This is a genomic window from Paenibacillus sp. p3-SID1389 (genome assembly GCF_025151705.1).
GTDB classification, from domain to species: domain Bacteria; phylum Bacillota; class Bacilli; order Paenibacillales; family Paenibacillaceae; genus Fontibacillus; species Fontibacillus phoenicis.
Map to the genome: position 1 here is coordinate 32,724 of NZ_JALXVO010000021.1, position 19,575 is coordinate 52,298.

19 protein-coding genes are annotated in these 19,575 nt (G+C 52.4%); 12 read left to right on the forward strand and 7 right to left on the reverse strand.

Going from position 1 to position 19,575, the window contains the following annotated elements; genetic code table 11:
- Positions 1–187 precede the first annotated feature (187 nt).
- From arsC to M3G15_RS10875, 3 genes are read right to left on the reverse strand one after another with little or no spacing between them, the layout of a single operon-like run.
- On the reverse strand, positions 188–616 hold the full coding sequence (gene arsC, locus M3G15_RS10865; protein ID WP_009225278.1) for an arsenate reductase (thioredoxin): 429 nt from the start codon (positions 614–616) through the stop codon (positions 188–190).
- 20 nt (positions 617–636) lie between these two features.
- Positions 637–1,692 carry an ACR3 family arsenite efflux transporter gene (arsB, locus tag M3G15_RS10870; protein ID WP_260070906.1) on the reverse strand — a complete coding sequence of 352 codons (1,056 nt, stop codon included), beginning with the start codon at positions 1,690–1,692 and terminating at the stop codon, positions 637–639.
- 16 nt (positions 1,693–1,708) lie between these two features.
- Complete coding sequence (locus tag M3G15_RS10875; protein WP_016311641.1) at positions 1,709–2,032, reverse strand: ArsR/SmtB family transcription factor; 324 nt, start codon at positions 2,030–2,032, stop codon at positions 1,709–1,711.
- 185 nt (positions 2,033–2,217) lie between these two features.
- Here M3G15_RS10875 and M3G15_RS10880 point away from each other — a divergent pair, with 185 nt between their 5' ends.
- The 9 genes from M3G15_RS10880 to M3G15_RS10920 all read left to right on the forward strand — a co-directional run bounded on the left by M3G15_RS10880 (position 2,218) and on the right by M3G15_RS10920 (position 12,823).
- Complete coding sequence (locus tag M3G15_RS10880) at positions 2,218–2,664, forward strand: MarR family winged helix-turn-helix transcriptional regulator (protein WP_260070927.1); 447 nt, start codon at positions 2,218–2,220, stop codon at positions 2,662–2,664.
- Between the two features lie 62 nt (positions 2,665–2,726).
- The gene (locus tag M3G15_RS10885; protein ID WP_260070907.1) at positions 2,727–3,521 is read left to right on the forward strand and encodes an arsenite methyltransferase; all 795 of its coding nucleotides are present in this window, start codon (positions 2,727–2,729) and stop codon (positions 3,519–3,521) included.
- A gap of 921 nt (positions 3,522–4,442) precedes the next feature.
- The gene (locus M3G15_RS10890; protein ID WP_260070908.1) at positions 4,443–6,674 is read left to right on the forward strand and encodes a hypothetical protein; all 2,232 of its coding nucleotides are present in this window, start codon (positions 4,443–4,445) and stop codon (positions 6,672–6,674) included.
- Positions 6,675–6,700: 26 nt separating this feature from the next.
- Positions 6,701–7,456, forward strand: a complete 756-nt coding sequence (locus M3G15_RS10895) for a hypothetical protein (protein WP_127575100.1) — start codon at positions 6,701–6,703, stop codon at positions 7,454–7,456.
- A 43-nt stretch (positions 7,457–7,499) separates the two neighbouring features.
- Positions 7,500–8,897: a glycosyltransferase family 2 protein gene (locus M3G15_RS10900; protein WP_036624697.1), complete on the forward strand. Its 1,398-nt coding sequence runs from the start codon at positions 7,500–7,502 to the stop codon at positions 8,895–8,897.
- Positions 8,898–9,029: 132 nt separating this feature from the next.
- Positions 9,030–9,839, forward strand: a complete 810-nt coding sequence (locus tag M3G15_RS10905; protein WP_028538296.1) for a response regulator transcription factor — start codon at positions 9,030–9,032, stop codon at positions 9,837–9,839.
- A gap of 66 nt (positions 9,840–9,905) precedes the next feature.
- Positions 9,906–11,246 (forward strand): nucleotide sugar dehydrogenase, encoded by a 1,341-nt coding sequence (locus tag M3G15_RS10910; RefSeq protein WP_397376610.1) that lies wholly within the window; start codon positions 9,906–9,908, stop codon positions 11,244–11,246.
- Between the two features lie 14 nt (positions 11,247–11,260).
- A complete protein-coding gene (locus M3G15_RS10915) occupies positions 11,261–12,187 on the forward strand; it encodes a hypothetical protein (RefSeq protein ID WP_260070910.1) in 927 nt (308 codons plus the stop codon).
- Positions 12,188–12,310: 123 nt separating this feature from the next.
- Positions 12,311–12,823, forward strand: coding sequence for a Crp/Fnr family transcriptional regulator (locus tag M3G15_RS10920; RefSeq protein ID WP_260070911.1), 513 nt, complete (start codon positions 12,311–12,313; stop codon positions 12,821–12,823).
- A gap of 84 nt (positions 12,824–12,907) precedes the next feature.
- Here the strand turns inward: M3G15_RS10920 and hmpA are convergent, their stop codons facing one another.
- Positions 12,908–14,122: an NO-inducible flavohemoprotein gene (hmpA, locus tag M3G15_RS10925; protein WP_260070912.1), complete on the reverse strand. Its 1,215-nt coding sequence runs from the start codon at positions 14,120–14,122 to the stop codon at positions 12,908–12,910.
- Positions 14,123–14,566: 444 nt separating this feature from the next.
- Here hmpA and M3G15_RS10930 point away from each other — a divergent pair, with 444 nt between their 5' ends.
- Entirely contained in the window at positions 14,567–15,232 is a 666-nt protein-coding gene (locus M3G15_RS10930) for a YitT family protein (protein WP_028538293.1), read from the forward strand.
- A 27-nt stretch (positions 15,233–15,259) separates the two neighbouring features.
- Here M3G15_RS10930 and M3G15_RS10935 read toward each other — a convergent pair whose 3' ends face one another.
- Positions 15,260–15,748, reverse strand: coding sequence for a DinB family protein (locus M3G15_RS10935; RefSeq protein ID WP_260070913.1), 489 nt, complete (start codon positions 15,746–15,748; stop codon positions 15,260–15,262).
- Positions 15,749–15,878: 130 nt separating this feature from the next.
- Between M3G15_RS10935 and M3G15_RS10940 the strand changes: the two genes are divergently transcribed.
- Positions 15,879–16,445, forward strand: coding sequence for a CGNR zinc finger domain-containing protein (locus M3G15_RS10940; protein ID WP_260070914.1), 567 nt, complete (start codon positions 15,879–15,881; stop codon positions 16,443–16,445).
- A 65-nt stretch (positions 16,446–16,510) separates the two neighbouring features.
- On the opposite strand, the gene msrB is transcribed toward M3G15_RS10940, so the two are convergent.
- Positions 16,511–17,500 (reverse strand): peptide-methionine (R)-S-oxide reductase MsrB, encoded by a 990-nt coding sequence (gene msrB / locus M3G15_RS10945; RefSeq protein WP_260070915.1) that lies wholly within the window; start codon positions 17,498–17,500, stop codon positions 16,511–16,513.
- A gap of 454 nt (positions 17,501–17,954) precedes the next feature.
- On the opposite strand from msrB, the gene M3G15_RS10950 reads away from it, so the two are divergent.
- Positions 17,955–18,656, forward strand: coding sequence for a TerC family protein (locus M3G15_RS10950; protein WP_260070916.1), 702 nt, complete (start codon positions 17,955–17,957; stop codon positions 18,654–18,656).
- A gap of 87 nt (positions 18,657–18,743) precedes the next feature.
- On the opposite strand, the gene M3G15_RS10955 is transcribed toward M3G15_RS10950, so the two are convergent.
- On the reverse strand, positions 18,744–19,565 hold the full coding sequence (locus tag M3G15_RS10955; RefSeq protein ID WP_009225296.1) for an AraC family transcriptional regulator: 822 nt from the start codon (positions 19,563–19,565) through the stop codon (positions 18,744–18,746).
- Between the last annotated feature and the right edge of the window lie 10 nt (positions 19,566–19,575).

Sequence of the window (19,575 nt, forward strand, 5' to 3'; positions counted from 1 at the left end):
TAGAGTTACCAGTACCGCCCAGGGGTTGGGGTAGTACCAGCGAAGTTGATACTACCCGCAAAGTAGATATATATAAAGGGAATCATTTTCTGCTCTTCGAGGACTCCGCCTTGGCTTCGTCGTTCCGAAGGCTGATGATCGCCAAACAAAAAAGCGTGCCATAACGCTGCACGCCTTTTCTGTAATTTTAGCAACCTTCGGCAAGAAACTTTTCGACACGCGACTTAATCGCGTCCCGAACCGCTCGAAATTGGCTCATGATTTCTTCCTCGGTGCCGGTTGCCTTGGCTGGATCATCGAAGCCCCAATGCCATTTCACGACGTTTTTATTCGAAATCACCGGACAATGTTCGTCTGCATGGCCACATAACGTAATCACATAGTCAGCCCGATTCAAAATCTCCGGATCGATAACATCCGATGTATGACCGCTAATATCGACGCCAGCTTCCTTCATCACCTGGACGGCACGCGGATTCAGCCCATGTGCCTCCAACCCGGCGCTTTTTACTTCGTACCTATCATTACCGAGCGCCTTCAACCAACCATCCGCCATTTGGCTGCGGCAAGAGTTTCCCGTACAAAGAAAATAAACGAGTTTTTTGTTATCTGACATGATGATTCCTCCTGTTTATGTTAAGCTGCTTCCTTCGAAAAGTACTTTCGCTGAAATCGGAGCGCGACGTTGACCAAGGCAATCATCACAGGGACTTCTACAAGAGGTCCGATCACGGCCGCAAATGCAGCGCCGGAATGAATTCCAAAGACCCCAACGGCAACAGCGATTGCCAGCTCAAAGTTATTCCCCGAGGCGGTAAATGCCAGTGTAGAAGTCACCGGATAATCAGCTCCGGCTTTTTTGCCCATGAAGAACGAAATCAGGAACATAACGACAAAGTAAATCAATAGCGGAATCGCGATCCTCACGACATCCAAAGGCAATTGGATGATCATCTCGCCTTTCAGCGAGAACATGACGATAATCGTAAACAGCAATGCGATAAGTGTAATGGGACTGATTTTCGGAATAAAGACCGTTTCGTACCAGGATCGCCCTTTTGCCTTCACAAGCGAATAGCGCGAAATCATCCCGGCCAAAAACGGTATCCCTAAATAAATAAACACGCTCTTGGCGACTTCGGCCATCGTAATATCAACAACGACGCCCTCCAACCCGAACCATCCCGGCAAAATCGTAACAAAGATATAGGTGTAGACAGAGTAAAACAAAACTTGAAAGATCGAGTTGAAAGCAACGAGTCCCGCCGCGTACTCGGCATCCCCTCTGCACAAATCGTTCCAAACGATAACCATTGCAATACAACGGGCTAAACCGATCATAATCAGGCCGACCATATATTCCGGATAGCCTTGGAGAAAAATAATAGCCAAGAAAAACATTAAGATCGGACCGATAAGCCAGTTTTGAATCAATGAAATGGTTAACACTTTGCCATTTCGAAAGACACGGCCGATTTCTTCGTATCGTACTTTCGCCAGCGGCGGATACATCATTAAAATAAGGCCAAGTGCAATCGGTATCGACGTGGTTCCAACTTGAAATTCATTCAAACCGGCGACAAAGTTAGGAAATACGTAACCCAAGCCAATTCCTATCGCCATCGCAATAAAAATCCATAACGTCAAATAGCGATCCAGAAATGAGAGTCGCTTTTTCTTTTGTTTACTCAATTACTGTACACTCCCTTTACTCGCATGTAACTGTCATTCCTCGTTGCTCCAATTTCCGCAGCTCCTCGGACAGATCAGGCAAATGGGACAGAGCATAACCAATTTCCTCTAACCGCTTCTCGTTGATCGAATAGAACACCCATTGCCCCTTTCGCGTTTCGCGGACCAATTCAGCCGTTTTTAGACGGCTTACATGTTTAGAAATGGCTGGCTGGGAAATGTTAAAGATGGGAACCAGTTCACACACGCAGCAATCGCGAATACGGAGCAAAGAGAGGATTTTCAACCTTGTCGGATCGGCTAGAGCTTTCAGAATATCCGCTATCTTTTCAAATTCCATTGTCATGATTATCACCCCATATTAAAACCATATAACCATATTGTTATTTGTATTAAAAAAAGTCAATACCGAAATTTACGCCCTCCTCATAACCCATTTCCTGAGATAAAGGTAAAGTTAATACTTGCAAATTGCAAATAAATGCGGTATAACTGTTTCATGAGAGGTGAGGCACCGTGGAAAATGTGGAAAATGTACGTGAATTATTTCAAATCATGACTCGTCGCTTTGGCTTTCTGAATAAAAACTGCTGTTCTGCCGGCGGCTGTGACATCTCCGTCATTCAAAGCCATATCCTTTACGAAATTGATCGTCAGCATAAGCCTTCTATTCAGCAAGTAGCAGAGACATTAGGGACAGATATCACGACATTTAGCAGACAGGTCCAATCGTTAATCAAGATGAATTTAGTCAAGAAAACGCCCGATCCAAACGACCGGAGGGTGCATCTTCTTTCCTTAACGACGGAAGGCAAATATGTTGCGGGGGCGATTGACCAGCAAATGAATGACTATTTCAACGAAATCTTTTCACACATGAACGATTTTGAAAAAGATACGGTCATACGCTCGATCAAACTATTAAACGAAGCGATGGCGAAATCCAGCCAATGCTGTTCAGCCCCTTTTTGAGGGTGTCTTTTTTCTATAATACTTGCAATTTGCAAATATTTAAAATGAAGGAGAGAGGATTCATGAATCAATTAAAGAATGATCAAATTCGCCAAAATGTACGCAGCCGGTATAAGGAAATCGCCTTGCAAGAAGTGGAGTCAGGCTCGTGCTGTTCACCAGCTTCAAGCTGCTGCGGATCGGCTAATGGCGTATCTTCGCAGCTGGGCTATTCTACTGAAGAATTAACGGCGGTTCCGGCCGGCGCGAACCTTGGCTTAGGTTGCGGCAATCCGCAAGCCATCGCGGAGCTGAAACCGGGAGAAGTCGTATTGGATCTTGGCAGCGGCGGCGGTTTCGATTGTTTTCTGGCGTCTCGACAGGTTGGGGACACCGGCTATGTGATCGGGGTCGATATGACGCCGGAAATGGTGAGTCGCGCTCGCAGCAACGCCGTCAAAGGAGGATTCACGAACACGGATTTTCGGCTAGGGGAGATCGAGCATTTACCGGTCCCGGATCAAACGGTGGATGTGATCATTTCCAACTGCGTCATCAATCTTTCGCCGGATAAACAGCAAGTCTTTGACGAAGCATTCCGTGTCCTGCGATCCGGCGGGCGTCTGGCCATTTCCGATGTTGTCACAACGGCAGAGCTTCCGGCGGAAATCAAAAACGACTTGGATGTTTTGTATTCGGGGTGCGTATCTGGGGCTTCATCGGTTGAGGAACTCAAAGCGATGCTTAAGCAAAGCGGATTTAAGGATATCGTAGTCGAGCCGAAAGAGGAATCTAGAGCGTTTATTAAAGATTGGGTCCCTGGTTCGAAGGTAGAAGACTACATTGTTTCTGCCGTCATCAAAGCAGTCAGACCCTAGGTTCATCGATTCCGGCCGCGCATTCTCGGGCACTCGCTGTGAACCGGAAGGTCGGTTCCCCTAACGTCTCTATGGGGAATGGCAAGGACGAGAGGTCCTAGGAACTGTGCCGAGAGTCGATCCCGGGGCACGACGGGCGCGCCTTCAGACCGAGTCTGGACCAGAAGGGATTGCGTTTGCGGATATTATTGGAGCCGACATCGATTCGCCGGATTAACGACGAGTAAATTTGTGCAAAGCTAAAGTAAAACCAATGAAGCTGCTGATCTGCCGCTGGCGGATCAGCAGCTTTTTTTGTTAACGGAAGGTGAAAAATGGATGGGCTGGGATCGGAAGGGAGTGGGCGGGAAAACGTCATTTTTTAGGAAGGAAGTCGCCGATCAAGTCAGGATGGCATGACGCAAAAACGTCTTCCGAGATGCTGAAAAAACGATAGTCCCAAGCTGGGACCTGGGAAGCTTTTTTTGTGAGGGGCTGTAACGGAAGCAAATCGCGAAAAACCGCAGAATGACGCGATTTTCGGACAAGACTTTGGTATCAATTTTGTAACCATTATGGAAAAGGGTGTAAAAATTGAGCGAAACCTAGATGAATTTCGCACGTCTATTATCACGAAATGAACCAACCGGACAAGGGTGCCGAAAATCCGTATCCCCCCGGAAAACAGGCCCAACTGTAAAACACTCCCAACAGCCTAGTTACACGACAGGTCCGGTTGGTTCATGATTAAAAGTGATTTTGAGAAGCGGAGGTGCGAATCGGCCATACTGCATCATCACCTGCATAGCTGCATAGAAAAGCGGCCGTACGTAAGGTTGCTGCCCTTATTGCTCATTGGAGGCCAGACACAGCAGGGGCACCGATCTTAAACGGAACGTGCACGAGAAGAAGAACAGCGAGGTGAACTAAGAGGTAAATCCGATGACGACATTAGCGAAGAAACGATTAGCGATCGGGCTCGTTCTGGCAGGCCTCTTGATCGCAGGCTGCGTGGTGCTGGTCGTATTAAACTGGCCGCCGCCCCATTACAGCTATGCGGCAGAGGACGGAACCGAGCTGAAGTTCCGCACCGAAGGGGACAAATTTCTCGCCTATGACGGCGAGAGCCGCTGGGAGGAACTGTTCGTCAAAGGCGTCAACCTGGGGGCGACGGTGCCGGGACATTTTCCTGGGGAATTTCCGATCACGGAAGACGACTACTTACGCTGGTTCCAACAAATTGACGATATGGGCGCAAACGTCATTCGTATTTATACGGTGCATAACCCGGTGTTCTACAAGGCGCTCGTCAAATACAACCGGGACAAAGGGAAGGATCCCCTCTATTTCATTCAAGGGATCTGGTCGCCGGAAGAGCAGCTCATTGAGCAGCAGGACGCTTATATTCCGGGGATCAAGGAAGCCTTTCACAAGGAAATTGAAAAAGCGGTCAAAGCTGTATACGGCGATTTGAAGGTGCCCAAGCAGCCGGGAACATCGGGCGGCAAATATACCGCCAACGCCGCTCCTTATCTCATGGCTTGGCATATCGGCACCGAATGGGACCCGGAAATGGTGGATAATACGAACCGCAAGCACGCGGATGTTACGCCGTATCAAGGACAGTATTTTGCGGCGACCGAGGAAGCAACCCCGTTTGAGAGCTGGCTCGCGGAGCTGGTGGACGACACGGCTCAGAAGGAGCGGGCTTACGGTTGGGAGCATCCGATCACGTTTACGAATTGGGTGACCACGGATGTGCTGGAGCATCCTGGTGAACCGTTGTTCGAGGAGGATCTGGCCAGTGTGGATGCCACCCATATTCGGCCGGTGAAATGGGAAGCAGGATACTTCGCTGCTTATCACGCGTATCCGTACTATCCCGACTTTTTCCATCTGGATAAGACGCTCGAGACGATTCCGGACGGAAATGGGGATTACAACACCTATAAAGCTTACTTACAGGAGCTCAAAGCTTACTATAAGGACATTCCGGTTATGATTACCGAATATGGCGTCCCGTCTTCGCTGGGCGTCTCCCACCTCGGCCGAGGGGGGCGGAACCAGGGGGGCCACAACGAACAAGAGCAAGGCGAAATCAACGTCTCCCTGACGAAGGATATTTACGATACCGGGTATGCCGGCGCGATCTTGTTCATGTGGCAGGACGAATGGTTTAAGAAGACGTGGAATACGATGCGCTTTGAGATCCCAGAGGATCGGCGCGCCTTTTGGCTGAATGTGCTCACCAACGAAAAACAATTTGGCCTGTTGGCCATGGGCCCCGGGAAAGAAGACGACCTCATCATCGATGGCAAGCTGGACGATTGGGACGCGCTGCCGGAGGGAGAGGTCCAAGCCTGGGATCAACCAGCGGCTGGAATCGACCGGCTGCAGGTAACGCACGATGAAGCTTACGTTTATGTCGGGCTGCGGCTCAGCGAGCCGTTCGCCCCTGCTAAGCGGTTGATCCGGCTGGGTGCGAATACGCAACCTGGCGGCAACCAGCCGGTGTCGGAGATGCCGGGGCTGCGGTTAAACGACGGCCTCGAGGCGATCGTAAATATCGGGAGCGATGAGGAGACCGAAGTGCGGGTGGCGCCAAGCTACGATTTCCACCGCCGGCTTTATGGGCGGTACGGGTATTGGATGCTGGACGATCCCACCGAGGAGCAAACCGTGCAGTTTCAACCCTGGAAGCTGGCGGTCAGCTTGACCATGACGCCTCCTGATACCCGATCGGCCCATCCGTTTCAGGACATGACCGTCGGTCAGCTGATTCGCGGCACAACCGACCCGGGGAGCGGTGATTTCAACTCACTTGCTTCTTGGCAGTACAGCGGCAATGAGGTAGAACTGCGCATCCCTTGGATGCTGCTGGGCTTCGCGGATCCCAGCTCGCGCCAGGTCATCGACTACCGGCCTTTGAAGGAGGACCTCGCTTTCTCGACGACCGAGACCGACGGCATCACCTTCGTGCCTTGGATTGAGGAGCGAAGTGAATCGGGCACAGATCACGGTGACAGCGGGGAGAACGTTGCTTTGGACACGTTCCCCAAATACGTATGGCAGCCTTGGGAAACCGTGCAGTACACCGAACGGCTTAAGTCCGGTTATTACGCCTTGCAGGCGTTCTACCGCACCTTGCCAGATCGCAGGACCACGGGAGAATAACCAGGCGCCGAGAGGAGGAAATGAAGATGGCGGGTCAGCATCTTGGCCTGGCAATTGCCTTTATTTATGTATGCTTGGGGCTGATCGGCATAGGCATACTGCTCTTGTTTTACTTAAAAATCCGGCATTTGCGCATTCAGCGTAAAACGAAGGAATACTTGCAGAAGCACCAAGACTATTTCATGTTCCTTCAGGCTCATTTGGGCGATGCTGAGGAGCTTCCGCTGCCGCCGGGCAAGCTGACTGAGCTGGAACGGCGGGTGATCCAACAGCGGGTAACCGAATGGATCGAACAATTTAAGGGCGATCTGCAGCAGAAGCTGATCGCATTATGTTACAACGCTGGCTTTGTCCAGCAGGACCTGAAGCTGCTCGACAGCTTGTTCTACGGCCGGCGGATCGCCGCCGCCTACCGGCTTGGCGGGATGCGGGCGGTGGAGGCGGTGCCGCGGCTGCTCACGATGCTGAAGGATCAGAAATACAGCCCGCTGAGCATCGTCATTGCCCGCTCAATTGCCAAGAGCGCGGAGCATGAGCAGCAGCTCAGAGATATGCTGGTCTATCTGTTGCGTCATGGCAAACCGATTCACCATCTCGCCGCTGACATTCTGATGGAGACGCGGCTTGACACCAGCCGGCTTCTGCTTCAGTTGATGAAGGAAGACAATCCGGATCTGGTGAAGGTGGCGATGGCTGCGATGCGCGGCCAAGAAATGCCGGGGCAAGTCCCGGCGCTGGGGCGTTATGCGTTTGCGCTTGAGAGGAGGGAGACCACTGCTTAGAGATATTTTGCTGATTTATGGTCTGTTTGCGACGTATTACGTCATGTCGGTTAACTTGATTTATTTTTCGATTATGACGTTCTCGTTCCGCCAAATTTTGACGATCTTCCGCCGGGCGGCCTATTCGAAATACAACACGCTGTCCGGTTCTGAACTGGTACCGCCGGTCTCGCTGCTGGTGCCTGCCTTTAATGAGGAACTCACGGTTATTGAGAACGTGAAATGCTTGATGACCCTGAACTATCCGACTTATGAAGTTATCGTTATTAACGACGGATCGAAGGACAACACGCTGGGCGTGCTGCGGGAAGAATTTGAGCTGATGCCGCTAGAGAATCCAGACGTTCGTCACACGATCGACTGTCAGCCGATTACGGCGGTGTACCACAATCCGAAGTACCCGCATCTGTACGTCATCGACAAACCGAACGGCGGTAAAGCCGATTCGCTGAATGCCGGCATCAACCTGGCGCATTATCCGCTCATTTCTTCGATTGATGCCGACTCGTTGCTGGAGAAGGACGCGTTGATCCGGATGGCCCGGATGTATATGGAAAATCCGGAGGAAACGGTGGCCATCGGCGGCGACGTGCGGATTGCCAACGGCTGCGTGATTGAGAACGGGGCAGTGAAAGAGGTTTCGCTGCCTCGCAAAATCTGGCCGATGTTCCAGGCCACGGAATACTTGAAGGCGTTCCTCGGCGGCCGGATCGGCTGGAGCTCCATCAATGGGCTGATCATCGTCTCGGGAGCGTTTGGCCTGTTCCGCAAGGATTACGTTATTGCCGTCGGCGGTTATCGCGGCGGGTATCCCGGCGAGGATATGAACATCATCATTAAACTTCATCGGTACATGCTGGAGAACAAGCTGAAGTACCGTATCGCCTTCTGTCCGGAAGCGGTGTGCTGGACACAAGCGCCGGACACGTACCGGATTCTGTCGAACCAGCGCAAGCGCTGGGGCCGCGGGAACCTGAAGAACATGATCGAGAACTACGACATGGCCTTTAATCCGAGATACAAGGTGATGGGGCTTCTGACGATGCCGTACAACATTATTTTTGAAGCACTGAACCCTTATTTTAAAATCACGGGGTTGCTCGCCCTGATTGGGTACACGCTGATGGACATGACGCACTGGCGGATTCTTGCGATCTTCTGGCTGATCAACTTCCTCAGCGGTTACGTGCTCAGTATCGGGGCGCTCTTACTGGAGGAACTGGCGTTCAAACGCTTCGACAAGCTGTCGGATTTGTGCAAGCTGTTGTTGTTCTCGGCGCTAAAGTTTTTCGGTTACGCGCAGCTCGGGGGATTGTGGCGCATTCAGGGACATATCCAGTTCATGCGCAATAACAACTCCTGGGGGACGATGACCCGTCAAAGCTGGCAGGACAAAGGAGATTCGGCTGCCAAAACAGCCAAGCCGGCCAAGTCAGCCTAGGGATCGGGGAGCTCCCTCCCCCGCTTTGCGGCGGTTGCCGGAAAGGAGATGATAGGGCAAAGGAAGGCTTGGATCCAAGAAGTAACCAAACTTAAGGATAAACTTACGGAAGAAGAAAGGCGGGAATGAATGATGTCAAACCTGACAGCACTGCATAACCAAACGGAACAATCCGGCTTATACGCCGGCATGGGGCAACGCGTGAGGGAAACAGCCAGCGAGGTAAACGGGGTGGTATTCATTTATTCCGCAGGCGGCCCCTCTTACGTGGCATCCCAGGTGCGGGGAATTTTGGAGTCTGAACCTGGACTTCAGTTTGATGTATGGAGCGGGGATGAGCCAGGAAGCGTGGCGGTACTGCTGCCAGGCCTGACACTGGATGCCGTTCACTATCAAGGCTTGCGCCTGAAGCAGCAGCTGCAGGAGCGCATTGCCGATTACCGTCCGCGGATGGCGCTGGCCAGCTTCACTTCGCAGGCAGCGATTACCCCGCAGGTGCTGAGTCAAATCGAGGAAAAAGCCAAACAGAATTACTCCGATGATATTTATATTTTTACCAAGGCTGACATGCTGGTTGTCAAAAGCCGAGTCCTAATCGTGGAAGGGGATCCGGCGGTACGCGAATTCCTTCAAATCCGGCTGAATATGCAGGGCTATGAAACGATGACAGCCGATAACGGCTTGACCGCCCTGGACTTGATTGCCGATTGGAAGCCGGATCTGGTGCTGACGGAGCTGAACCTTTACGGGATCGATGGACTGCCGTATATCCATCAAATTCAGAAGGTCGGCAACGAGCAGATGCCTAAAATCGTTGTGTTAACGGAGCAGCGGGTCGAGAAAACGATCAGCTTATGCTTCCAAAACGGGGTAGACGATTATATCACCAAGCCGTTCTCCCCGGTTGAACTCGACGCGCGAATTCGCCGTTGCATCCAATAATATCTGATTCCAATACAGAGAACATAATGGAGGTAGAAACCTGTGAACAATCATTACCAGAAGCTGATGAATGCGATTGAATCGAAAACCGCCGTACTGGGCGTAGTGGGTTTAGGTTATGTCGGCTTGCCGCTGGCCGTGGAAATGGTGAAGCAAGGATTCCGAGTGGTGGGCATCGATCTGGATACATCAAAAATCGAGAAAATCCACCGCGGAGAATCGTATATTCACGATATCCCGTCCGAAACGCTGGCCGAAGTGATGGCCACAGGGCGATTCCAGGCAACCACGGATTACGCGGTACTGTCCGAAATTAACGCGGTCAGCATCTGCGTGCCGACGCCGCTGAGCGAAAATCAGGATCCCGATACCTCCTATATCGTCACCGTGGTGGATCAGTTGAAGCGGTATATGAAAAAAGGCATGCTGATTACGCTGGAAAGCACAACTTATCCGGGGACGACGGAAGAGCTGATTCAACGCGAGCTGGAGAAGCTGGGCTATACAGTAGGTGAGGACTTCTTCCTCTGCTTCTCGCCGGAGCGGGTCGATCCGTCCAATCCGAAATTTAATACTTACAACACCCCGAAAGTCATCGGAGGAACTACCAAGGCTTGCTTGGATTTGGGGACGGCACTGTATTCCCAATATGTCCAAACGGTTGTTCCTGTGTCCTCGCCGAAAGTGGCGGAAATGTCCAAACTGCTGGAGAACACGTTCCGCAGCGTGAATATCGCTTTTGTGAATGAAATGGCTATGATGTGCGACCGCATGGGCATCGATATTTGGGAAGTCATTGACGCGGCGAAGACCAAGCCGTTTGGCTTTATGCCGTTCTATCCGGGACCAGGCATCGGCGGTCACTGCATCCCGCTGGATCCGATGTATTTGAGCTGGAAAGCGAAGGGCTTCCGGTTCTACAGCCAATTCATCGAGCTGGCGCAGTCGACCAACGACAACATGCCTTATTATGTCGTGAATAAAACGTCCAAAATCATGAATGAATACGCCAAATCGATTAAAAAATCCCGCATCCTGATCCTTGGCATGGCGTACAAGCCAGACATCGCCGACCTGCGCGAATCGCCGGGATTGTCCGTGTACGAGCTGTTTAAGGACAGCGGCGCCAAGGTGGACTATTACGACCCGTATGCGACAAGCTTCCGTGAAAAATCCGGCGGCGTGGTGCACAGCGTCGAATACGATCTCGATAAATTCAAAGCCTACGACTGCATCGTCTTGGTGACGAATCACAGCAACTTCGATTATGAAGGAATCGCTCACCTCGGCGTGCCGATCGTGGATACGCGCAATGCGTTCCGCGATTATCCGCTGCCGCATGTGTATAAGATCGGCCACTCCGTTGCGCATATCAAGGAAGAGTCCCCAGCGCTGATCGTAGGTTAAGGATACGAGGATTGATGCTCAAAAAACCGATCTTCGTCCGCCTTCGGGCGTTGTCGGGAAGCAAGCGGCCGGCCCTGCTTGCGCTTGGCGGGATGCTGTTGATGGCTTTGCTTATGTTATTGGCCTTTATCCGGCCATCGGGTTCACATGCGAAGGCGACCTGGATTTGGGAGACGAAGGTTATCGAACAGCAACCGGGTGAGCTGCTGAACTTTGTCCGCGGGCAGGGTGTGGACACGATCTTCTTGCAAATTGGCAGCGGGGTGGAGCAGGACAGTTACCGCAGCTTCATCCGTGCTGCCGCCCAAGCAGGCATCCAGGTGCATGCCTTAAGCGGTCATCCGGAGTGGGCGCTGCGGGAGCACCGGGATGAAGCCGAGGCGTTTCTGAAATGGGTGATCGACTTCAACCGGGAAGGGAAGCCGGAGGAGCGGTTTGCCGGCGTCCAACTGGACGTTGAGCCCTACCTGCTGGACCGATGGCAGAAGGATCAAGAAGCCGTGGTAGAGCAGTGGATGGAGGGCGTCCGCGTCTGGACCGAAGAGGCGAGATATAACGATCTTGCGATCGGTGCGGCCGTTCCGTTCTGGCTGGATCGGATCGACCACCCGAGCGGGGCCTTGCAGCTGCCGCTGGGCGACTGGATGGTTGATCAGTTCGATTACTTGGCGATTATGGCCTATCGGGATGCTGCAGGCCGCATCTATGAAATTTCACAGCGGACGCTAAATGAAGCGGATCGGCAAAAGAAACGGGTCTGGGTGGGCGTCGAGCTGGGCGAGAGCCGGGAAGGGCCCGGCGTCTCCTTCCATGATCTGCCGCTTGCTTCGCTGGACCGGGAAATGGAAAGGTTAGAGGAGCTGGGGAAAAGGCACGGATCGTTTGCCGGCATTGCCGTTCACAGCTATGAAGCTTGGCATCGTAAACTCAATGGGCCGTAATAACAGAAGGCTGCCCCATAGAAATAGACGGGGACAGCCTTTGTTTTGATCTTGGTTAGGACAGTCTTCTCTGTTTTTGCTATAATAAAACTAATTGGCAGTTGTGGAAATGGAGAGATTGGCATGATCCTACATAAAGGCGAAATCTTGTTCCGTCAAGGGGACGATGGTTCTTTTCTATACCATATTAAGAGCGGGCTGTTTAAGGTAACGCGTCTGCACCCGAACGGGAACATGGTTTTGTTTAATATTTTGTACCCGGGGGAAACGGTACCGCATCATTCCTTGATTACCCCGAAAGAGGTGCACGGGACGGCGATCGCTCTCATGCGCAGCGAGGTTGAAGCGATCCCTGCGCAGGTATGGTACCGCGAGCTTCAGGAGGATCCGAAGAAACCGCTGGAGGTCGCGCAGTTATTGCAGGAGAAGGTTCGATTTATGCAAGAGCGGCTCGACCATTTGACGGTGGGAACGCCGGCCGAACGGCTGGAGCTGCTGACCAAATGGCTGGGACAGCATGCCCATGGCCTGCCTTTGACCGATTACTTAACCCAGGAAGAGATCGGCCAGCTGATCGGCGTGCGGCGGGAGACGGTGAACCGGCTGCTGCGCGGCCATGGTCACGACCGGTCGTAAACCGTCTTCACGAACAAAAGCGCGGATAACGGGAGGTTCCTCCTGCTGTCCGCGCTTTTTGTATGTCTCAAGGCTGATTTTCTGTTAGTTGAGCGTATCTTCCAGGCTGTCTGCCGGGCCAAAAAATTCGAAGTGAATCCGCTCGTCCGGTACGCCCCATTCCTTCAAGGCGCGGCGAACCGCCTTCATGAACGGAACCGGGCCGCAGAAGTAAAAGTCGCTGTCAGCTGTCGTAATCGTCTTCAGCCAAGGCAGATCGATATAGCCGGTTTTGTCGCAGCCTTCGCCGGCTTCGGACGTTTCATATACGGTGTAGGTACGCAGATTGTCGTTGGTCCGTGCGAGCTCGGCAATATGCTCCTTCATCGCATGGTGCTTCGCGTTGCGAGCGGCGTGGACATAGACGATATCGCGTTTGATTTCGCCTTGCAGCGCTGCTTCCAACATGCTGACCATCGGCGTAAGACCAACGCCGCCGCTGAGCAACACAAGCGGCAGGTTCGACGATGGATTCAATGTGAAATCGCCGGCCGGCGCGCTAAGTTCGAGCACATCGCCTTCTTCGATCTGGGTATGCAGATAGGTCGAGACAATGCCCGCCGGGCAGTCCTCCGCAGCATCCTCCCGTTTCACCGAAATCCGGTAATACGGCTTGCCCGGTGCCGTGGACAGGCTGTAATGGCGCAGATGGGTAAACTCCTGGCCTTCCGGTTTCACACGGACAGTAATGTATTGCCCCGGCTCATAGGCGGCAATCGCTTGGCCGTCCTCCGGCTTCAGATAAAAGGAGGTGATCACGTCGCTCTCCTTAATCTTCCGGTCAACGATGAAGCGGCGGAATCCGCGCCAACCGCCTTCTTTTTGCTCGGCTTCGCGGTACATCTCCGCTTCTACGCTGATAAATACGTCCGCAATGACACCATATGCCTTAGCCCAAGCATCAAGGATTTCCTCGGTGGCGGCGTCACCCAGCACCGTCTTGATGGCGGCGAGCAGGTTCTCGCCAACAATCGGGTATTGCTCCGGCTGGATTCCTAACGCCCGGTGCTTCTGGGCAATGCCGCGAACGACCGGAAGAATCTCTTCCAGACGGTCAATGTGCGCCGCAGCGGCATACACCGCATTCGCCAGCGCGGTAGGCTGTTTGCCTTGGCGTTGGTTGGCATGGTTAAACACGTTGAGCAGCTCGGGATGATTTTTGAACATGGTCTGATAGAAGGTTTTCGTAATCGTTTGTCCATGAACTTCGAGAACAGGTACGGTAGATTTAATGATTTCGATCGTCTTTGAATCAAGCATCGGTGGAACCCTCTTTCCTTGATTTTTCGTTCCACCTCAGTATAGGAAGGCTTGAATGGTCAAAAGGTGACTTTCGTCACATCGAAAATTGCCAATGTGTGAACTGTTACTAAAATGCAATGACATCTATCACACAATCCAAGGAAATAAATTGGCTTGTCGCCTGTCCCGTGGAGTCATGATTTGTTTTGTGGTATAATATGAATAGAAGAAATTCTAACAGAAAGGATCAGGATACCATGAGTCCCCGAAGGACGAAATCCCAAAGGACGATTTGGAAACGTTGTGATCTCTCTTACACTTAGCTCCTTTCGTAGCTAGTCGGTATTTCGGCGACAAACCTACGAAGGAAGCGTGAAATCATGCGAAGGATGAATTCCTCATGGACTCACTCCGTAGGGTGTTGCCGAATGGTCAACCAAACTACGATAAGAGGGATTCCAAATGAGGACAATAGCAAGATGGCAGACGTACGGTACTCGGTTATTAATGATGTTAGCAGGATCTAGTTTATTGGCGTTTACGTATTACCACATCAATTTTCAGAACGGATTGTCGGAAGGCGGATTTGTTGGCCTGGCGTTGCTTGGCAAATATTTGTTTAACCTGCCTCCGGCCTTGACCATGATCGCACTCGATTTGCCGATCGTGGTGCTTGCCTGGTGGTTGAAGGGCCATCGGTTCGTGCTGAATACGGTGGTGGCATCATTGACGTTTTCGCTGGTTTACGAGTTGTGCGAGCAATTTTCGCCGCTGTCGATGAACCTGCACGGCAACCTGCCGTTGGCCGCATTACTGTCGGGTCTTCTCACCGGTTTCGGTGCGGGACTTGTGCTGCGGGCCGGCGGAGCGAGCGGCGGGGACGATATCTTGTCCATGCTTCTAAGCCAGTGGTCCGGCATCAAGATCGGTACGATGTTTATTATCATGGATGCGGTCGTGCTGACGGTCTCATTGTTATATTTACCATTCAAAGAAACGATGTTTACCATATTGGCAGTGCTGATCGCCGGCAAAGTGATTACCTGGACCGTCCATTACGGTCAGGGACAGCTTACGCCGATGCGGCTGCCTTACCATCCAATCAAAGAGAAAACGGCTCGAGCTTAAGGCTCGGGCCGTTTTCTCTTTGATGGATCAGGATCTCCAAGATCCCTGCTGCCGGCGGATCAATACGATTTGTCCGGCGTGGTAGGCATCATGCAGCAACCAGCGGGAGAGCTCGCGTCCGAACGATTCGCCCGTATTGGCGTATGGTGCCCCTAGGGCTTCATCGGTTAAAGAAGCGATCGCCTCGCGCAATTCCTGTTGGATTCGTTTCGTTTCGGCCAGAACGTCGGCCCATGCCGCTTCATCCGAGGTCCCGCCGGTTCCGGCGAAGGTGTCTTCGTTTTTTTCTAAGGCCGGGCCCGGATTGATTCCTCTTAAGCGGCTGAGGATCCGCCCGTTATAATAATTGATGTGATTGACGGTTTGCCAGATCGTATTGCCGCCTCCCGGCGGAGCCCAAGCGGCTTGCTCGGCGGTCAAACCTTCCAATGCCGTCGACAACGGCACGATCCATTCCTCGACATCCCAAGTATTGTCCTTTTGCACAACGAGTAAATCGACGGGGGTAATGCTCATTCCATTTCCTCCTTATCATTGTAACTGGCTAATTACGATTTCAAGGGTTACAATGATATTGTAGCAGAAGAAATGAGAAATGTAACCATTTATTTATTGATTAGGTCGTTACGGATTTGGGGGCTTCGAAGTGGAAACATTATGGAGTGATTTTTTGAACAGCGAGTGGCATGACTGGCGGGGAAGCGGACGCAGCGAAGATCGGCTGGAAAAGCTGAACTGGCAGCAGTGGTTCCTTAATCAATGGCAATTGACTGCTCCTGTGCCGATGCCGGCGGAAGAGGTCTTGGCCATGCGTCATTTTCGGGAACGCCTGCATGCCTTAACGGTCAAACTGGCGGGAGGCGGTAAGATGGAGGAGGCGGATTGGCAGGTGCTCAATAAACATTTGGCGCAGGATCTGGTTACCCGCAGGTTGTCCGGAGAACCGGGAGACATCCGGCTGCAATATGTTCCAGTGACGGAGGACTGGCGCCATGTGCGGGCAGAGATTGCCGCCAGCTTCGGTGAAACGCTGCTTCACGGGGAAACGTCAAGAATTCGCCTGTGTGATAACCCGGATTGCCGCTGGTTTTTTTACGATGACACGCGCAACCGGACGAAGAAATACTGCGAAGACAAGACGTGCGGCAACCTGATGAAGGTACGGCGGTTTCGCGCCCGGAAGAAGACTGGAATCGATCAAAGCGAGCAATAGCGATTCTTCTATAAATAACAAGAAACAGGCGGCCGAGAGGGGCTGCCTGTTTCTTGTTGGGGTATTTACTTTTGCGATTTTGGCGCGTCTTCAAACAGATACAGATATTCGCCGTACCCTTCCTTCTCCAGATCGGCCTTCGGCACGAAGCGGAGCGCTGCGGAATTGATGCAATAGCGGAGTCCCGTTGGTTCTGGGCCGTCCTCGAAGACGTGGCCCAGATGGGAATCACCCAGCCGGCTGCGCACTTCAGTGCGAATCATAAAATGGCTGGTATCGGTTCTCTCCTTGATGTGGTAGCTCCGGATCGGGCGGGTAAAGCTCGGCCAACCGCAGCCGGCATCGTATTTGTCACGGGAGCTGAACAACGGCTCGCCGGAAACGACATCGACGTAAATGCCTTCTTCCTCATGGTCCCAATACTCTCCGGTAAATGGACGCTCGGTCGCATTATTTTGCGTGACCTCATATTGGATCGGCGTCAGCTTGCGCTTCAGCTCTTCCCGATCGGCAGGGCCGGACCAGTGGCGCTCCAGGAAATCCTCGCGGCCGGAGCCTTTGCGATACAGCCGGTAGTGTCCCGGATTCTTCTTATGGTATTGCTGATGATACTCCTCGGCAGGATAGAATGGGGCTGCCGGCAGAATCGGGGTGACAATCGGTTTATCGAAGCGGCCGCTTTGCGCAAGCTCTTGCTTGGAAGCTTCCGCTTCCAGACGCTGCTGCTCATCATGATAAAATATCGCGGTCCGGTACGAATCGCCGCGGTCATGGAATTGGCCGCCTTCGTCCGTTGGATCAATTTGCTGCCAATACAACTCCAGCAGCTTGCGGTAAGGAAAGATGTCCGGGTCGTACGTAATTTGCACGGCTTCGTAATGCCCGGTATTCCCGGCGCAAACCTCCTCGTACGTAGGGTTCACCGTATGACCGCCGGTATATCCAGAAATAATGCCGTGAACGCCGGGCAGTTCCTCGAATGGTGATACCATGCACCAGAAGCAGCCTCCGGCAAACGTGGCTAATTTGAGATTGGAATTTGATGATGGACTCATTTGGGATCCCTCCATTTCATCACTATTATAACTTGTTTTGGCACAAAGCCAAAATGATAGCATAAAAGGCTGGTTCTCTCGTAAAGTGCGTGCTATAATATAACTCAATAAAACATGCATGGTTCCCAAAGGGGAGTAGCTGTTACAATAAAGTCGTCATTACGGGAGTTATACATACCCCGGCTTTATTGGCAACGAAGAGTTGTTAGCGAGACCTTTGCCCGTAGCGAGTATTGGGTAAAGGTCTTTTTTGATGCGTAAATGCGTCGTGCCCAATACGGACACGGCGTATTTTTTTGGAACGGTGGGATCTTCCCGTAGTCCCAGCCATATCGAACGTCCGATTGTACCGTCTCGCAGCCTTTGCAGGCCTGCGGCAATTGACGTGAATGGCGAGGCCGTTATCCAGAAAAAATAGATCCGTTGCATGGAACATTTAGAAAGGGGAGAGAACATGGACTTACTGTCACCGGAATTTTGGATGGCCTTATTATCCATCGTCCTGATCGACCTCGTCTTAGCCGGGGATAACGCGATCGTCATTGGGCTTGCCGCCCGCAATGTGCCGCAACAGGATCAGAAGAAAGTTATCGTATGGGGGACCCTGGGGGCGATTCTGATCCGGGTGATCATGACACTGCTCGTCGTGCAGCTGCTCAACATCCCGGGTTTACGACTTGCCGGGGGGCTTGCATTAGTCTGGATTGCTTATAAACTGCTGATTGAGGAGAAAAGTCATGAGATCAAGGCCGGGAACCAAATGTGGGCGGCCATCCGCACGATCATCATCGCCGATGCCATGATGGGCCTCGACAACGTGCTTGCGGTAGCTGGCGCGGCGCACGGGGACACCATGCTGGTCATTATCGGTCTGGCCGTATCCGTACCGATTATGGTTTGGGGCAGCACGATGATTTTGAAGCTGACTGAACGCTTTCCGATCGTCATTACGATTGGGGCAGCCGTGCTGGCTTGGACAGCATCCAAGATGATCGTCGAAGAACCGCTGATTCATGACTGGTTCGTCAGCCCTTGGATTAAATACGGCTTCGAGCTGCTCATCATCGCCGCTGTCGTGCTGCTGGGCAAATTCATGAAGAAGCGCAAAGCGCGGCTTCACCAAGCGAAAGCGATGCCGCAGACAAACGGAAGTTAAAGGAAAAACGCATGCAAACAACGCCGCAGGTGGCTGATCATTTGGCCCGTCGCGGCGTTGTTTTTTTGCGATTTTTTGGCTCCGGAGTTAAGTGTTGTTCTCCCGGGCAGATAAACGAAACTGCTTAGGCGACATGCCAAACCGCTTGCGGAACACTTTATGAAAGTAGTTGTAGCTGGGGAAACCGGAGCTTTCCGCAACGTGCTCCAGCGACAGAGGGCTGAAAATAATCCGCTCGCGCGCCATGTTCAGCCGCACCTCCAGCGTGTATTGAATCATGCTGGTGCCAAAGGCCTGCTTGAACAGATGCACCGCCCGCGACACGCTGATGCCGACGTGGGCTGCAGCGTCCTCCAGCTTAAATGGGGAGGAGGCGTTTTCTTCGATATAATTTTTCAGACGGTGGGCAAGATAGGTAGGATAGGTGGGCTGCGGCTGCTCGAGCAAATTCCGTTCGATCTCCAGGCACAGAATCTTCAAGTAGTACTCGGAGATTTCCGGCATCGGGTTGGAGATGCGGCGCTGCTCCAGCATAATCTGCCGGAAGGCCCCAACCATCCCTTCGGACAGGGGAACCTTCAAGCGGTGCGGAAGCGGCCGGCGGTTCCACCAGGACTCGATCCATTCCCCGGACAAAAAAATATGGTAATCTCCGCTGGAAACCACCGGTTCGCCTGTTCCGTTCGTTTCGGCTTCGATTTTCAGCTCGTAAGGGTCCCCGGGGGCAAACAGCAGCAAATCCCCAGGCTCAAGCAACTCCAGCCGCCCGTTTAACCGCGTACGGCATTTGCCTAACGTCTGCAGGCGGATCAGATAATTTTCGTGCCCGTTCGGCTGGGTCGTGTGGAACGGCTTGCGGTGCAACGAATAGCCGGCATGTAAAATTTGCAGGTTTACCTCTTTGTTCATCGGTGTCCTC

Bases quoted from the DNA above. Each gene is read 5' to 3' on its own strand.
- arsC (WP_009225278.1), bottom strand. From the start codon at position 616: ATGTCAGATAACAAAAAACTCGTTTATTTTCTTTGTACGGGAAACTCT.
- M3G15_RS10875 (WP_016311641.1), bottom strand. From the start codon at position 2,032: ATGGAATTTGAAAAGATAGCGGATATTCTGAAAGCTCTAGCCGATCCG.
- M3G15_RS10885 (WP_260070907.1), top strand. From the start codon at position 2,727: ATGAATCAATTAAAGAATGATCAAATTCGCCAAAATGTACGCAGCCGG.
- M3G15_RS10890 (WP_260070908.1), top strand. From the start codon at position 4,443: ATGACGACATTAGCGAAGAAACGATTAGCGATCGGGCTCGTTCTGGCA.
- M3G15_RS10895 (WP_127575100.1), top strand. From the start codon at position 6,701: ATGGCGGGTCAGCATCTTGGCCTGGCAATTGCCTTTATTTATGTATGC.
- M3G15_RS10900 (WP_036624697.1), top strand. From the start codon at position 7,500: ATGTCGGTTAACTTGATTTATTTTTCGATTATGACGTTCTCGTTCCGC.
- M3G15_RS10905 (WP_028538296.1), top strand. From the start codon at position 9,030: ATGTCAAACCTGACAGCACTGCATAACCAAACGGAACAATCCGGCTTA.
- M3G15_RS10910 (WP_397376610.1), top strand. From the start codon at position 9,906: ATGAATGCGATTGAATCGAAAACCGCCGTACTGGGCGTAGTGGGTTTA.
- M3G15_RS10915 (WP_260070910.1), top strand. From the start codon at position 11,261: ATGCTCAAAAAACCGATCTTCGTCCGCCTTCGGGCGTTGTCGGGAAGC.
- M3G15_RS10920 (WP_260070911.1), top strand. From the start codon at position 12,311: ATGATCCTACATAAAGGCGAAATCTTGTTCCGTCAAGGGGACGATGGT.
- hmpA (WP_260070912.1), bottom strand. From the start codon at position 14,122: ATGCTTGATTCAAAGACGATCGAAATCATTAAATCTACCGTACCTGTT.
- M3G15_RS10930 (WP_028538293.1), top strand. From the start codon at position 14,567: ATGAGGACAATAGCAAGATGGCAGACGTACGGTACTCGGTTATTAATG.
- M3G15_RS10935 (WP_260070913.1), bottom strand. From the start codon at position 15,748: ATGAGCATTACCCCCGTCGATTTACTCGTTGTGCAAAAGGACAATACT.
- msrB (WP_260070915.1), bottom strand. From the start codon at position 17,500: ATGAGTCCATCATCAAATTCCAATCTCAAATTAGCCACGTTTGCCGGA.
- M3G15_RS10950 (WP_260070916.1), top strand. From the start codon at position 17,955: ATGGACTTACTGTCACCGGAATTTTGGATGGCCTTATTATCCATCGTC.
- M3G15_RS10955 (WP_009225296.1), bottom strand. From the start codon at position 19,565: ATGAACAAAGAGGTAAACCTGCAAATTTTACATGCCGGCTATTCGTTG.